Origin of the sequence: Myroides albus, assembly GCF_009711045.1 — a bacterium.
Classification (GTDB): domain Bacteria; phylum Bacteroidota; class Bacteroidia; order Flavobacteriales; family Flavobacteriaceae; genus Flavobacterium; species Flavobacterium album_A.
On sequence record NZ_WMJX01000003.1, the window covers coordinates 55,366 to 72,779 of the forward strand.

Below are 17,414 nucleotides of genomic sequence, written 5' to 3' on the forward strand. Positions count from 1 at the left end.
TACACTAATTAATATTTAAATAATGACGGTCTTACTGCAGGTGCAAAGTCAACTGTCGAATTATTAGTATCTTTTAGAACATTGTTCCCTGCTGCATTCTTACCTAATACATGTCTTCTTACAGCCTTACCATATCTTCCTTCATCCCCTACATGTTGTGTGATATAAGTATACCCCATATCTACTGATGGAGATGTTACATTCCACATATACTCATCAGCGATACCTAAGTTTACAGCATCTACTATCCATGAGTTTGGAATTTTAATAGCAGAGTCTACACTAGGATATGCTTCTCCTCCGAATATCATTTCGTACTCATAATCATATATATTATCTACTACTAGCTTCTCCGTTGTCATTCCCTCAGGCATTTTCACTAAAGCATAAGCATAACTTCCTTGAATATTAACCACTAATTCATCGTGAATCGTAATCATTTTAGCTGCTTTTAATCCTACTACATCATGTACACCATCTCTAAAATTCTGAAACTCTGCGTTAGTCAAATCAATTGAGTTGCTGTTAAATTCTCTATGGTTAATAGCATTCTCTGCAAAGATTACTGATTTGCCTGGCTCTACTGGGTGGTCTTTTCCTTTACCTGGGAACTGTAAAATAGCTCCAGCAGACAATGCCTCACTCATAATATTAGGTGTATAATCTTGCTTATCATTTGTCATAAACTTAGATTGTACAAATAACATTCCGTCTAAATACAATACCTCATCAGAGTTATTTGTTATTTTAAAGTATTGGTCATCTGTATACTGAAGTCCTTGTGGTGTTTTAGTCCCTGCGAAGAATACCTCTTCTATTACAAAACCTGTACTACTCGTTTTAAATACGATATCGATAGCCTTAGTCATTTCTCTACCCGAGATCACTACTCCTTTAATAAAGTTACCTACTTTACTCTCCTCTACTACACCGTTTACTTTATGTGTGATTACACCTTCTACTGTGATATCATAAGTACCCGTAGGAAGTGCTTTCTGTATTTTCTTATCTCCTTCATATACTAACTCCGTTTTCTTATTAGAGTTTAGTTCTGTCAAGTAAATAGTCATCTGTTTTATCTCTTCTATCTTCGCATCTTGAGGATCATTAATCCAGAATGTTACGAAAGTCTGCTCATCCCCTGTCATATTGCTATTGTCATCAGAAGAACAAGCATTAAAACCTAATACTACTAGTAGTAAGCATAATGATTGTAAAAGTCGTTTTATCATTTTTATAAGTATTTATAGATTAAAATTTATTTCCATTCCGAAGTAAGGGTCTCTTAGCCCCTTTCTGTTTACCTTAGTCCCATTCACAAAATATGGAGCATAATAGGTAAATAGCTTATTAGCAAACATAGACACTGTGATCTGCTTGTTTCTAAAACTCTTAGATAGCTTTAAGTTCACATCCATCAGCATAGGTGTTCTTCTAGATTTATCTGCATTGCTATGTTGTGGGATTACTAATTGTTCTAACAATGTTCCTTTTGCCTCTTCTGCATCATAAGGTCGTAATTCTCCATCTACTCCTACATAGTAGCTAGGCATTCCATTCATCGGTTCATTCTTTGCTAAGTAGTACCAGTTAAACTGAAATGAAGTAGAGAATTGTAGATCTAGTTTAGGGATATATGTATCTAATAATAGATTACTATTTAGCTGTTCGTATTTGCTCTTAGGTTCCATTTCATCGTATAGTCCTAAGTATGGATAAGGCTTACCATTCACATTAGCATTAGAGTTACCACGTCTATAAGTTGGTAAGCTATTGCCATATTCAGTTCTAAACCATGCCCCACTAATTGTAATACGTGTATTAATTACAGATATTCTATTAGAACTATACTGAAACTCTATTCCTTCTTTATCAGTTCTACTTCCATTGCGAGAGACATTGTATAAGAAGTTTTCATTAAACTGTTCGTAAGGAAGATCCTCTTTATTCGGTGTACTCATGATATGATCATGATCTATATTAGAAGTATCATATCTCTTATAATCAAAGATTCCATACTGGTTCATCGTTCTAAACCCGTTACTCATTCTTTCTTTAAATACTGTAAAAGTCAGCTGATGAAACCCCAAATTCAAATCTAACCTAGCCTCTATCTTATTGTTTAAAGCAGGTGTCAGTGCTTTGTTCTGTGGATCAAAAACGGTCGTTTTATAATTAACTGTACGATAATCAGGATTACTGTGAAAATAGTTTAACTGCTGAACGTCTCTATAGTATTTCTCTGGATAAAGAAGATTTAGGTCAGGAAATAGTCTCTGCTGTCCCCATCCTAACGTTAAGTCTACTTTTGCTTCCTTATTCGCTACCATAAATGAGGGTAGTGTCCATTGTACATTCACACGTGGATCGATATACATCTTTCCACTCATAGTGAAATCATTAGACAAGTTTTGCATAATAGATCCTCTCGCTCCTAATGCTAATGTTAGACCGTGTTGTCCAAATTTAGCAGAGGAAATATGCTCTGCAAACAAAGCCGTCGTTACATAAGCAGGAATATCCTTATATGCTCTGTTTCTATAAGTAGATTTAGGATCTAAAGGCTTATAGATATCATAGACCTGACCTCTACCGTTATTCTTACTATACTGCCAATCAATACCTGCGCGTATATCTGTAGAAATAGCAGACATATTATAACGAAATGCACTTACTACCTTAGCGAAGATATCTAGTGGCTTACCATCTACTACACTCTCTGCAATATAATTAGCCGTAGGAAAAAAACCATCGTACTCACCATCCACCGTAGAAAGTGGCAATGCTGTAGCAGCCTCTAGCTGTACAAACTTTGTCTGGTTAATCTTATCAAAACGTTGATTAAACGTAGTCTGTAATTCTATACTTCTAAAGAAAGATTCATTTCTACTCTCATAAGTCACTATATTACTCAGACTATAGAACTTATTATCCACTTTATATTTATTCGCACCTGTCAGGTCAATATCTGGATCAGACTTAGCGTCATCTATAGACCCTGTATAACTTAGGTTGGATACCCAAGAAAACAATCCTCCATTGTTTAAATTCTTATCCTTACTCACGCGTACAGTACCTGTCACACGCTTATAACTCTCTAAATCATTGCGAGGTTCTGGTTTAGCATTTAGATAATCTAACCCTACATTTACCTTAAAGCTACTGTCCTTAGATTCAAAACCTTTATTAACAGCAAATAGTTTACTATATCCATCTGCTTTAAAACGTGCTTGCCATTTAGAATATCCACTCTTTTTCGTGATCTTTACTACACCAGAAGTAAGGTTTCCGTATTCTACAGAAGGGATTCCTCTTATGATTTCTACTTTCTCTATTTGATCTGTTGAGATTGTACGCATATCAACACCTGAGCTAATATTGATATTCTTATTAACACCTGATGAAACATTATCCATATAGCCATAAGTATACTGAAGGTTTGCACCCGAGTTTAGTTGTGCTCCATCTACTACAAATAAAGTCCCTAGAGAAGAAGTGTCATATTGTTTATTTCCAACACCCCCTATATTAGACCCCACTCTACCTACTTCTCTCAGCTGTATTTTATTGACACCCCCTAGATACGGATCTTGTGCTCTACCGCCAGGTACTAATTCCATTAAGTCAGCAAAACTAGAAGGCTGTAGATGTTGCATAGCCCTTCTATTAATCACAGAAGTACTCGTAAGTCCCGTCCCTTCTTTAGCTGTAATCACGACTTCTTCTAATTGATTCGTTTCAGCCTTTAAGGCAACTGTAAAATTATTGTGCGTTAAGGTATTTAGCTTCTGGCTGTAAAAAGAATAACTGATGTGCTGTACTTCTAAAAGATAGTTATCAGGCACTAGTTTAAAAGCCACCTCACCTGCCTCATCTGTAAGTTCTAAGACAGACTCCTTATCACTTTTTATCATCACCACAGCTGTAGGGATAGCTACACCATACTCATTCTGCACTTTGATCGAGATAGGAGAACGAGTATTCTGCCCATAACTGAGAAAGTGAATGAATAACGATAAGATAATAATAGTTAGTTGGGTTGGTCGTGTGATAATAGTAAAGTGTTTGAGCATCACGACTGTATTATGTTTTATGGGGCAAATGTATAATCTAAAATCATTCTAAACAACATTATTTAGAAGTAATTTAAATAACAAACCTCAAAACACAGTCAAACAAGCTCTTAACTGATAAAAATTAACATTTAAACTCAAATCAATCTAAATAAAACAACGATTCATTTATTAAGACATCTTCTGTTTTGGCAGAAAAAGTACGTTATATGTCATTTATACATCATAAAGCCTTCTTACCTTTGTCTTATCATAAAACAAGATAGCAGTATGAATACCCCACTACATCATATCGGATTTCTATTATTACCTCAAGTACAGCTACTGGACTTCGCAGGGCCGAGTGATGTATTCAATACTGCTAATCAGCTCATGATCCGCACAGCTACATCTGCACTTACTCAATATCAAATCCACTTAATCTCCGGAACAGTAGACAAAAGTGTACTTACTAGTGCAGGCATTAGTGTAAAGTGTGATTATACCATTTATGACCATCATATTCCATTAAATACATTACTCATCGCTGGGTCTAAGGCAGACCTAACGCATGACTATGATCCAGCTGTGTTACATTGGATAAAGGGTATACAACCTACTGTAAAGCGTATAGGTTCTATCTGTATAGGAGCTTTTTTACTAGCCAAGACAGGATTACTAACCAATAAAAAAGTAACTACACACTGGCAATATGCTAAAGTACTCCAGGAGACTTACCCTTCTATTCGACTGACCTATGATCACTTTTATATCAAAGATGACAATATCTATACTTCTGGAGGAATTACTTCTGGTATAGACTTAGCTCTAGCCTTAATAGAAGAGGACAATGGATATACACTAGCCTCTGATGTATCAAGATATCTAGTAGTGAATCTAAAAAGAACAAACACACAAGAGCTCTATAGTACATTAATACCCGCTGATATAGACCTCACTTCATTAGTTAGAAAAGTAAAACAGTATATCACAGATCATCTAACCCAACAAGCGGTGACTATTGCAGAACTTGCAGATCATGTCTATATGAGTGAACGCAATTTTTCAAGGGTATTTAAGAAAGAAACAGGAATGACTCCAGGTGCTTTTAATGACTGTGTGAGAATAGAATATGCTAAGCGCCTATTAGAATCTACAACTTACACTATAGTAGAAATAGCTAGTCAAGTAGGATATACTTCTGATCATGTATTTAGGAAGGCATTTGTCAAACTAGTCAAAGTCACTCCTACTCATTATAGAAGTGTGTTCCAATCTACAAGAATTAACCTTTAGCATTTAGTTACCAACTAAGTAATCACAAATAACCCAAGACAATACCGATATCGAAGCCAGCCTTCGACAGATCCTCTATTGTCTTCTATCAACAATAAAATATGACAACAACAAACCGTCCCCTTAATGTAGCCTTTATCATTTTTGATCAAGTGGAAGTATTAGATCTTAATGGCCCATTAGATGTATTTGTTAAAGCAAATGTGCTTAAACCCAACAGCTATAATCACTACTTAGTCTCTGCGACGAAAGAAGTAGTCAAAACAGAAGCCAATACGACTCAAATCTTACCTCAGTACAGTTTTGAAGACTGTCCTACACCGGATGTCATCGTTCTACCAGGAGCTAACCCTGACATCGTCATGAACTATCTACAAGACGAATATTTCCAAAATACTTATACTTCTTGGATAGTAAATCAACACCAGCAAGGTGCTCTGTTATTTACAGTATGCACAGGTAGTTTACTTCTGAGCAATACAGCACTTTTTAATGGTTTAGAAATAACCACACACTTTATGGGGATAGAAGCATTAGCACAAGCGCTGCCAAAGGCTATAGTTCGCACAGGTATGCGCTACATAGACCAAGAAAGAGTGCTGACGACAGCAGGTATCACAGCAGGTATAGACGGCGCTCTATACTTAGTCAGTAAACAACTTGGTGAAGATATAGGTCAGACTATTAAACAACTATTTGAATACAAAGGATAAAAGACAAAGGCGATTTAGTTCTTAAGTCGCCTTTTATAACTCATTAATAATACAAAGCAGGTCACAAGCAACAATACAATCATGATCACGGTCGAATCAAAATGACCATTCACACCACTGAAGTATGACTGACCTAAAACAATACTTATTTGCTGTTACTTAATGTAAGTTTACCTTCAGTTGATAGCCAATCTACAGCACTGATGCTGTAAACACAACACACTGTTAACTCGATTTCATACTATACATTCTACTGGATACAGAATCTTTTGCTTACCCTTATATAAAAACAATTTACCTATAGCTATGTACTCTTTTACTTGGGAGTTTATTACACTTTTCTCGCACCTTTCTTGCACCTTTCTTCGACAAAACACCCCTTTTAGCAAGGAAACTCCAAGAAAACCCCAAGAAAACTCCAAGGAAGTGCAAGAAAACCCCATCAATAACATCATCCAACATCCTATTAAGAGCTCATCAACATCATCGTCACTCTCGGTAATTTAACCAATAGAAAACACAAAACTTTTATGGGGTAAAAAAAAATGGATTAGCATTCTAAAAAACACTAATCCTATTTTTATATTCTTTAATTAGATGAAACTCACCTTGATTACTGCTTAGCAGCTGCTTTAATGAAAGTTAACTCCTCCAATGAATAACCACTACCATCAAATAAAAGTTTTCCAGAAATCATAAACTTCTCATTGCTATCTTCTGAATAATCATCTAAAATAAAAACCATACTATCAGCTGTTACCTTATTAATATCAGTAACACTAATATAGTTTCGAGGAGTTTCACCTCCAGGCTTGTAAGAAACGCTTGCCGAACTCATAAAAATATTAGCGTCAATCAATTTGGTTCCCTGACAATATTGCTCTGTTGTAATAGTAATTTTATTTTTACTATTCATACGCAAAGGTCTTTTAGAACAAAAGGAAATATATCCCTCCACTTGAATTAACTTTCCGTCCAATGATTTGTCTTTAGGCAAATTTAAAATTTGCTCAGCACTATAAAGTTCACCCACTGGAGAAGGTTCTCCTTTCTTCTCACAAGAAGTAAGTATCATTGCAGAAAACAACAATAAAAAAAGTAAATTTCGCATCATAATATGATTTTGTTAAATAAATAATTCCCGAATTTAACAAAACAAATAGCGATAAAAAAATAATTGTAAACAGTTTGCCCCTCCCTTGCGTTTTTGCACAAGCATTAAAACTACAATAATGTATAGTTTAGTCGTACCTAATTGCTTTGACTGGAGAAATCTTAGTAATTAAATAAGAAGGAATAAGTAAAACTAATAGTGCAATAATAACAACACCAATGTTCAATAACAAAACATCTGATAAGCGAATCAATACAGGCGCTTCTCTCACATAGTATGCGGAAGCATCAAGTTTAACTAAACCTGTAAACTTTTGTAAGTATAATAATCCTAATCCAATAAGGTTTCCATAGAACAAACCTTTCAAGATTAAATAACAAGCATTGTATAAAAAGATTTTGCGTACAGTCCAATTATTAGCTCCTAAAGCCTTTAATATTCCAATCATTTGTGTGCGCTCCAGGATCAATACCAAAAGTGCTACAATCATATTAATAGAAGCTACCACAATCATAATGATAATGATTACCATAATATTAAAATCAAACATATCAATCCAGCCAAAAACATTATTATACTTTTCGACTATAGTACGGCTATCAACAGAAGAAGGTAAGTCTAAATAAATTTGAGCGCCAATTTCTTCAATCTTATCAAAATCTTTAACAATGACTTCGAATCCACCAACTTGATTAGATTTCCATCTATTCAAACGTTGCACATGCTTAATATCACCTATGACAATATTTTCATCGAACTGCTGCAAGCCTGAATTGAATATACCTACAACTTCGAACTGACGCACATTGGGTACTTTATTTCCCCATTCTTTCATAAAATAGGTTGTAATCTTATCCCCTACTTCCAAATGCAATCGATTAGCGATATACTCGGATAGCAAAACTTCATTACTCATTGCTGCCTGGGTTTTCGGCAATCGACCTACTGTAAGGTACTTTTCGACCTCTGTTAGATCGTAAAGAGAATCAACACCCTTATACACAACACCTTCAAAAGCAGACTCTGTTCTAATTATCCCAGCTTTAGATGCGTAGGACTGTATTTTCTTTATGTCTTTAACCGAGTTAAATGCCTCGTATTTAGACAAATCAGCATCCAGTGGTTTTAAAGTAATATCAGTTGCGTTATTATCATAGCTTGTAATTACGACATGCCCACTAAAAGCTGAAATTTTATCTCTAATTTTGTACTTTAATCCTAAACCAGTAGCAACAGAAACCAACATCATAACAATTCCCATTGCTATAGCTGTAATAGCAATTTTAATTATTGGCGTAGAAATACTACTTTTATGATTCTTTGTAGTTACTAATCGTTTGGTTATAAAATATTCTAATTTCAAGACAAATATGATATCAAGTTCAATGTTCAAAAATACATTTTTATTCTCAGTCTTAGCCTTGCTACTGACAGTAAATTTTCAATTACACGCTTTTAATACGAAAAAAAAGCTTTCAAATGAGGAAAGAACAATAATCGTAGGTGCACAAAATAGCTCCCTATATCTCGATAAAATAAAGAATAAGAAAGTAGGTATTCTTACAAATCAAACAGGCGTGGTAAAGTCAGATCTTACTTCAAATGACTATGACACCTCTGTTGTTGACTACTTGTTAAGCAATGGTGTAAACATTACAAAGATTTATGCACCGGAACACGGCTTTAGAGGTACAGCAGATGCAGGAGAACTAATCAAAGATGGCAAAGACGCTCAAACAGGCTTGCCAATCATCTCACTTTATGGAAACAGTAAAAAACCCTCAGTCGAACAATTGAACAATATTGATGTCATGTTATTTGACTTACAAGACGTTGGAGCACGATTTTACACTTATATATCTTCCTTACACTACCTTATGGAAGCATGTGCGGAAAACAATATTCCCGTTATTATACTTGACAGACCTAACCCAAACATAAGTATCATTGATGGACCAACTTTAGAGATGGAAAACAAAAGCTTTGTGGGTATGCATCCCATTCCGGCTATGCACGGAATGACCATTGGTGAATATGGACAAATGATTAATGGTCAAAAGTGGTTGAAGAAAGGGATTCAATGTGACCTAACAGTTATCCCTGTTCTAAACTATGATCGAACAAAGTCATATGACTTGCCAGTTGCCCCTTCGCCAAATTTACCCAATCAAAAGGCAATCAACCTCTATGCGAGCTTGTGTTTCTTTGAAGGGACGAATGTGAGTTCAGGTAGAGGTACTAATTTACAGTTTCAAATCTACGGTTCCCCTTATCTCAAAAACATGCCCTATTCTTTTACTCCAAAACCAAATGCAGGAGCTAAGGACCCTATGAACAACGGAAAAATGTGTTATGGGGAAAATTTAAGTGCGATAGAAAACGTAGATAAATTAGAAATCAAATGGTTGCTAAAAGCATATCAAAACTCTGTAAATAAAGAAAAGTTCTTCACTAATTTTTTCATCAAGTTAGCTGGAACAAATAAATTGAAACAACAAATAACCTCTGGAAAAAGCGAACAGCAAATCAGAGCAAGTTGGCAAGATGATCTTGATCAATTTAAAATAATGCGTTCGCCATATCTAATCTACTAATAGGCTATCTCTTGACATCAAAGACTAAATTATACATATCACGACAAGCTTTTATGCTTATTGGTATTGTCATCCTAATCGTGACAATTATCGCTATTTATTTTCTTAGCTCTTCCATCAATAAGAACAATCAAGAGACCTATAAGTATATTACCTCAAAGAACTTTTATCAAAAATTACGTTCGCTCGAACAAGAGTTTTACAAAGTTGATGAGCACCTTCTATCATTAGATCAAATCGCTACGCAAACGCCATTAGATCAACTTAAAATCAAATTTGAAGTACTAAATGAGGTTTACAGTCACGGCAATATTATCAAGACCAATTGGTACATTGTATTAGATCAGAACAATCAAATAAGTGATTATTACGTAGGCGATATTACCAATTTAACCGATAAAAATATATTTGTTCAGCACATTCTGAATAATCCAGACAAATCAACATACAATGATTTCGTTGCTGATAACAAACAATACTTTTGGTTGATGTACAACAGCTATAAACTGAACGATAACAAGCGTTTAGTCTACGGTATTACGGTAGATATGAAAATGTTTCACAAATACCTTACAACAATAGATGTTACTACACCAAACTACGCCTATATATTTACGAAAGAAGGATTGTGTATCTATCATCCTGAGATATCAATCATAGGGAAAAATGTATTCGAATTACACAATATATCACCAAAAGATACTATCCCACCTACCAAAGTGACCAATCCCGATGTCGTGGAATCTGAGTATTTAAAACTTGATGTATTTAGATTTGTCAGCTCTTTTAAATCCGAGAATTTCAAAGGGTATATCACAGTTAATTTTCCGAAATTCAATGTCGATGACAACATAGCGCCAATTGAGCGAAACACTATTTTAATTTTAATCACAACGGTGTTGGTAATTGTCATGCTTTTCTACTTTTTCACCTTAGCAACACGCAAGGTATATATAGAAAAAGAGGAGCTTGCTGTTGAAAATGAAAAGGTAAACAAAGAGAAAGCACTCATCCAATTACAACAACTAAAGAATCAGATTAACCCGCACTTTTTATTCAATTCACTGAACTCCCTCTTTATGTTAATTGACTTAGACAAGTCAATGGCTCAGAACTTCACGTTAAATTTAAGTAAAATATACCGTTACTTAATCACTCCTCCTCAGGACAATATTGTGAATTTAGAAGACGAGATCTTTTTTATTACAAAGTATATTGAACTACAGAAAATTCGCTTTAAAGACGTTTTAGAATTTGAAATAAACGACAATAGAAAGGAAAACAGTTGTTATAAAATTCCTTTTTTAGCTTTGCAAATTACCATTGAGAATGCTTTAAAACACAATATACTAACGGGAGAAAAACCTTTGTTAATTCAGTTAATAATCGATGACGATAAAGCAAAGGTAATTAATAATCTGCAACCAAAGAAAGTAGCACAAGAAGGAGAGTTATTTGGTCTAAAATACTTAGAATCAATATATAAATACTACAATATAACTATGTTCAGTGCATCAGCACATGAGAATACATTTGTATGTATATTGCCTTTGATAAAATGTTAAAATTATCCACTCACTCCCCTTTTTAATCCACTCACTCCCATAAATTTTTTAGTTATAGCGAAGTGCTTTAGCTTTAGCTGACTTAACTATAACTTAACATTGTAATGAATAAAAACACGGTTAAACTAAGTATCAGTGCATTAGTTTTTGCTTGCGCCTTATTACAGGCTCCCCCAGCCTTGGCTGCAAAGAAAAAAACTACCCCAAAAACTGAGAAGGCAGTTTCCAAGGAAAAAGATTCGACAGATACTAAAAAAAATAAATATGCTGACTTAATAAAAGATGGCGTATACAAAAAAGGGATGTTCAATGCAATCCAAGTCAAAACGGATATGTACTTTGAAATACCTGATAGTTTATTAAACCGTCAGTTTTTGATTGTCAACAAACTATCACAAGTTCCTTTAGAAGTGAATGATGCTGGTGCAAATAAAGGAATGAATTATGAAAACAAACTAATCACTTTTCACAAAGATACTTTAGCTAATAAAATATGGGTAAAGACAGAAACGCCAAGAGTAACTTCTCCCAAAGAAGATGCTATTACAGAATCTGTTAAAGACAACTTTATTGAATCAGTTCTTGAATTTTTTGAAATTGAAGCACAAAACCCAGATTCCACAGCTACAGTAATTAAAGTTAATAAAGTATTTGATGGAAATCAAACCAGCTTTAATGACGTGTTAACTGGATTGGGGTTACCTACATCCATTAAGACAAACTTATCGTATATCGAAGGTGTAAAAGCCTTTCCTCAGAATATGGTTGTCAAGTCTTTACTGACGACAAGTGTAAACGAAGGTAGTGGTGATATGCCTGTGTCATTAGGTGTGACTACCAATATAGTGTTATTGGCGAAAGAGCCAATGAAACCGCGTATTGCCGACAAAAGAGTTGGATTCTTTACTGAGAAGAGTTGGTTTTTCAGTGATGCTCAACACAAAATGGAAGAACGCGAGTACATCACTAAATGGAATCTTGAACCAAAAGAAGAAGATGTAGAAAAATATTTAAGAGGAGAATTAGTAGAACCTAAAAAACCTATCGTATACTATATTGACCCTGCTACTCCACCACAATGGAGACAAAAGATTATCGCAGGGGTACATGACTGGCAGGTAGCATTTGAGCAAGCGGGATTCAAAAATGCCATTATTGCTAAAGAACCAACAGCAGAGGATAAAGATTTCGATATTGACGATGTACGCTATTCCGTAATTACATATGCTGCATCACCAAAATCTAATGCTATGGGACCATCTGTTATGGATCCACGAAGTGGAGAAATCTTAGAAGCAGATATTATATGGTGGCATAATGTAATGACATCTGTACACAGTTGGATGAGAATACAAACTGGTCCAATAGACCCAAAAGCGCGAGCGAATAAGTTTACAGATGAGCACATGGGAGAAGCTATCCGATTTGTATCTTCTCACGAAGTAGGACACACTTTTGGCTTGAAACACAATATGGGTGCGTCTTATGCATTCCCTGTAGATTCATTGCGTTCAAAAGAGTTCACAGATAAAATGGGTGGTACAGCACCATCAATTATGGACTATGCGAGGTACAACTACGTAGCTCAACCTGAAGATGGAGTAACTGCTATAACTCCGCAAATTGGCTTGTACGATAAATATGCAATTGAGTGGGGTTACCGTTGGTATCCTGATCAAGAAACAGAGAAAAAAGCTTTGCGCAAAATGATAGAAGATCACCAAGATGATCCAATGTATTTCTACGGAGAACAACAGAGCTATCTAAACATTGTAGATCCACGTTCACAATCAGAGGACTTAGGAGATGATGCAATGAAAGCAAGTGAATACGGATTAAAGAATTTAAAAATTGTAGTAAATAATATTATTCCTTGGACATACGACAAAGGAGAGGGATATTACGAGGCTGGAAAATTATACATGGGAGCTATTGGACAATGGCAGATGTATAATCAACATGTTCTATCCAATATTGGAGGGGTTTATTTAAACCATGCGGTTTACGGAAACAACAAAAAAGCTTATGAACCTGTCCCATATGAAACACAAAAAAGAGCAGTAGAATACTTGGCAAAAAATGCCTTACAATTGCCAAACTGGTTGTTCTTTAATGAAGTGATAGATAGAACATACGGCCTAAAAGACTCTCCTGTAGGTCCATTTGAATACTCTCCTTATTCATTAGCGAGAGAGTTACAATACACAACCTTGTACTACACATTAATGGATGAACGTTTACTTCGTCTTTTAGAGAATGAAGTATTACAAGCAGAAATGGGAACAGAGAAAAACTTCACAATTTCTGACTTGTTTGATATGCTTAATAGTGAGATTTTTGCATTGACAAAAAAAGGAAAATCACTATCGATTTTAGAGCGAATGACACAAAAGAATTATGTTGACGCCTTAATTATTGATGTTAATAAACTTTTTGAGAAAACAAGTAAAAAAGGATTAATTAGCGACTACTCATTACAAATGCCAACTTTGTGTAATTACACAGAAGGGGCAAACAAATTGCGCAATATCAATTATACCGTAATGAAAAGAGTATCCGAAGTTACTTCTTACAAAAAAGGAGAATTAATAAGAATCAAACACCTATTAAACAAAAAGAAGAATACAGGTGACAAAGCTACACGCGCACATTATATTGATATCATCAATAGAATAAACGAGGCTTTAAACCTTAACTAACCCCACTTATTTAAACAAACAATGAAGAAACTTTTTCTTTTATTTTCACTTCTAACGTTCTCTCTGACTTTTGCACAAGAGAAAAGAGTGATTACAGGTTTTGTTGCAGATGCTACGGATAAATTAAGTTTACCAGGGGCATCCATTATCGTAGAAACACAGACTGTTTCGAACGAGACTGCACAAAAAGGAATTATAGAAAGTACCAGTATTGGTACAATGACAGATATGGATGGGAACTTCAAACTTGAAGTTCCTACTAATACAAAAGCGATACGCGTAAGTTACATTGGATATGAATCTAAACTGGTAAACTTAACGACAAAAGACAGCTATACTATACTTCTTGGTAGTGACACAAATATGTTAAGTGAAGTGGTTGTAACTGGATATCAAACAATTGAAAAAAGAAAACTTACTTCATCAGTTGCGCAGATAGGAATGTCGGATATTAACCAAGTAGGTGTAGCCAGCGTTGACCAAATGTTAACAGGACAGATTGCAGGTGTTGCCGTTACACCACTTACAGGTTCACCAGGAGGACCAACAAAAATTAGAATACGTGGTACAGCTTCTTTAAATGGGCCTCAAGATCCATTATGGGTAGTTGACGGTATGCCATTAGAAGGTAATGACGTACCTAATTTTAACGATAAAGACAATATTGATCAGTTGCAAAACTTTTCAATTGCCGGTCTAAACCCAGATGACATTCAAGATATTACTATTCTAAAAGATGCATCAGCAACAGCAATCTACGGAGCAAGAGCTGCCAATGGAGTAATCGTTATTACGACTAAAAAAGGTAAAAAAGGACCTATGAAGGTTAACTTCACTGCAAATACATTTATCAACGAAAGACCGAGATTCTCTAAATTAAACATGATGAACTCGTCTGAAAAAGTTGATTTAGAATTAATGTTAGCAGGAAGACAAGACATCAATAACTTGCGTTCTGGACAAGGTGAAGTAATGCGCATCTTAAACCAAAACAACGATTTAGATGCTTACCGTCAAGGAGGTATTGGAGCAATCTCATTAGCTTCTCAAAATGGCATTAATAATTTAAGAAATACAAATACAAATTGGGGGAATGAGTTGTATCGTGCAACTGTGAACCAACAGTATGGATTGAGCTTATCTGGAGGAAATGACCATTCAGATTACTACTTCTCTTTAGGTTACTACGATGAAAAAGGAGCTACGATAGGTACAGGATTTGAGCGTTACAACTTAACTTTCAAAAACAACTATCAATTGACAGATAGGTTTAAAGCAGGAGTGGCAGTATTCGGAACTTACTCTATCAAGGAGAATTTTGTTACTGACATAAATGCGAATATTAGTCCAAGCGTATATTCACGTAATGCTAATCCATATTTAACACCTTACAATGCCGATGGAAGTTACAATTACGATAAAGATATTGATGGATTTGACGGAAACTATATTCCGTTTAACTTCTTAGAAGAAAGAGCAAACACAAGCTATGATTTAAAGACTAAGTCTATCAAAGCAGTATTTGACTTAGAGTATAAAATACTTGAAGATCTTAAAGTAACATCACAATTTGGTTTACAATTAGACAAAAGTGACACTGAAAAATACTTAGGACAAGAAACCTATTCTACTCGTGTACTCAGAGAAGGAACGAGATATAGACAAAATGGAGAAACAAAATACTTCTTACCTGATGGTGGAGTAATTGAGAACTTCAACAACGAATTGTTCCAGTACAACTGGAAGACTCAAGCAACATACAATGCTATATTCAACGACAAACACGAAGTAGATGTTATGGCAGGTATGGAGATTCGCGAAACAGAAAACACAATTATCAAGTCAAAGGGATATGGTTATGATCCTAATACCCTGCAAACACAACAAATTCTGTTTCCTGAGAGTATTGGGCAAGGAGATAAAAACAAATACGAAACGTATAGAAAGACCAGAGCGAATGATGCATTTGCTTCTTTCTTTGCGACAGCGGCATATACTTTTGACCGTAAGTACACCATTTTTGGTAGTGTGAGATATGATGGTTCTAACCTATTCGGAGTAGATCCAAAATACAAATATGTGCCACTATGGGCTATTTCAGGATCATGGGCAGTAAGCAATGAGAAGTTCATGGAAAACGTTGAGTTTATTAACAACTTGCGTTTACGTGCATCCTATGGGTTACAAGGAAACATAGATAAAACAACATCTCCTTTTGTAATTGGAGAATACAACAAAAGTGAAATTCTACCAGGATATTCAGAGTCAAATATCCAGGTTACAAATCCTCCTAACGGAACATTGCGCTGGGAAAAAACAACTAATACAAACGTTGGTTTAGATTTAGGTTTATTCAATAACAGAATTGCTTTTGAATTTGATGCATACAACCGTAAGAGTACAGACTTAATCGGATTGAGAGCATTGCCACTTGAAACAGGTTTTGCTTTTACACAAATGAACTGGGCTCAAGTAACCAATAAAGGTTTTGAGGTTTCGGTAACCACACGTAACATAGCTACACCTGATTTCTCATGGAGTACAACAATCAACTTGGCTCGTAATAAGAGCAATGTTGACCGAATCATGATTAGTGAGAATAGCTTTTTACCTTCAAGAGAAGGATTACCAGTAAACTCAGTATTTGTAATTAAAACTGCAGGTTTAGATGATCAAGGAAATATACTATTCTGGAAAGATGGAAATAAAGTTTCAGGAGTAGAGTTCTTTAAACTAAAAGATGAAATGGAAGATATTATGCCAGGATATCTTGTAGGATCAGACCTAACAGCTGAAGAATATAGAAACCTATATAGCTATGCTGGAGATGCAGATCCTAAGTTTACAGGAGGTATCATCAACAACTTTAGATACAAGAATTTCGATTTGAATATCTCTGCTGCTTTTAGTATAAAACAAACTGTAAAAAGAGCACCTTCATACGATATTTCATTACTGGATCCAGGTCATAACTATTCAAGAGAAATCTTAGATATGAAAACACCTGAGAATCCAAATGGATCAATGCCTAACTTGACACCAGATGATAACAATGGTAACTATGGAGCAACAAACGACATGTGGATGTTATCGAAGTACTTCGGAGGAATTGATGCAGGAAACGCATACAAGAACCTTGACATTTGGACTAAAGAGGTAAGCTATATCCGTATCAGCAGTATTCGTTTAGGGTACACATTCCCTAAAGAGGTCATGAGTAAAATGAGAATTGACAATGCTAAAATCACTATTGAGGGAAGAAACTTATTTGTATTTGGAAGTGATTACAAAGGTTATTTTGACCCTGAGACTTATGGAAACATATATACTCAGCCAATACAAAAGTCTGTATCAATAGGATTAAACATAAGCTTCTAACAA

10 protein-coding genes are annotated in these 17,414 nt (G+C 35.0%); 6 read left to right on the forward strand and 4 right to left on the reverse strand.

Features of this window, described 5'->3' with window-relative positions:
* Positions 1–8 precede the first annotated feature (8 nt).
* Together GJV76_RS02535 and GJV76_RS02540 are read right to left on the reverse strand one after the other, a co-directional pair.
* Positions 9–1,232, reverse strand: coding sequence for a DUF4876 domain-containing protein (locus tag GJV76_RS02535; protein WP_155091074.1), 1,224 nt, complete (start codon positions 1,230–1,232; stop codon positions 9–11).
* A gap of 12 nt (positions 1,233–1,244) precedes the next feature.
* Positions 1,245–4,073, reverse strand: a complete 2,829-nt coding sequence (locus GJV76_RS02540) for a TonB-dependent receptor (RefSeq protein ID WP_155091075.1) — start codon at positions 4,071–4,073, stop codon at positions 1,245–1,247.
* Positions 4,074–4,343: 270 nt separating this feature from the next.
* Here GJV76_RS02540 and GJV76_RS02545 point away from each other — a divergent pair, with 270 nt between their 5' ends.
* Positions 4,344–5,348 carry a GlxA family transcriptional regulator gene (locus tag GJV76_RS02545; RefSeq protein WP_155091076.1) on the forward strand — a complete coding sequence of 335 codons (1,005 nt, stop codon included), beginning with the start codon at positions 4,344–4,346 and terminating at the stop codon, positions 5,346–5,348.
* A 101-nt stretch (positions 5,349–5,449) separates the two neighbouring features.
* Positions 5,450–6,061, forward strand: a complete 612-nt coding sequence (locus tag GJV76_RS02550) for a DJ-1/PfpI family protein (protein WP_155091077.1) — start codon at positions 5,450–5,452, stop codon at positions 6,059–6,061.
* Between the two features lie 613 nt (positions 6,062–6,674).
* Here the strand turns inward: GJV76_RS02550 and GJV76_RS02555 are convergent.
* Entirely contained in the window at positions 6,675–7,175 is a 501-nt protein-coding gene (locus GJV76_RS02555) for a hypothetical protein (protein WP_155091078.1), read from the reverse strand.
* 127 nt (positions 7,176–7,302) lie between these two features.
* The gene (locus GJV76_RS02560) at positions 7,303–8,538 is read right to left on the reverse strand and encodes an ABC transporter permease (RefSeq protein ID WP_155091173.1); all 1,236 of its coding nucleotides are present in this window, start codon (positions 8,536–8,538) and stop codon (positions 7,303–7,305) included.
* 7 nt (positions 8,539–8,545) lie between these two features.
* On the opposite strand from GJV76_RS02560, the gene GJV76_RS02565 reads away from it, so the two are divergent.
* The 4 genes from GJV76_RS02565 to GJV76_RS02580 all read left to right on the forward strand — a co-directional run bounded on the left by GJV76_RS02565 (position 8,546) and on the right by GJV76_RS02580 (position 17,411).
* On the forward strand, positions 8,546–9,769 hold the full coding sequence (locus GJV76_RS02565; protein ID WP_155091079.1) for an exo-beta-N-acetylmuramidase NamZ family protein: 1,224 nt from the start codon (positions 8,546–8,548) through the stop codon (positions 9,767–9,769).
* A gap of 53 nt (positions 9,770–9,822) precedes the next feature.
* On the forward strand, positions 9,823–11,334 hold the full coding sequence (locus GJV76_RS02570) for a sensor histidine kinase (RefSeq protein WP_155091080.1): 1,512 nt from the start codon (positions 9,823–9,825) through the stop codon (positions 11,332–11,334).
* Positions 11,335–11,438: 104 nt separating this feature from the next.
* Positions 11,439–14,033, forward strand: coding sequence for a zinc-dependent metalloprotease (locus tag GJV76_RS02575; RefSeq protein ID WP_155091081.1), 2,595 nt, complete (start codon positions 11,439–11,441; stop codon positions 14,031–14,033).
* 21 nt (positions 14,034–14,054) lie between these two features.
* A complete protein-coding gene (locus tag GJV76_RS02580) occupies positions 14,055–17,411 on the forward strand; it encodes a SusC/RagA family TonB-linked outer membrane protein (RefSeq protein WP_155091082.1) in 3,357 nt (1,118 codons plus the stop codon).
* Positions 17,412–17,414: the final 3 nt, after the last annotated feature.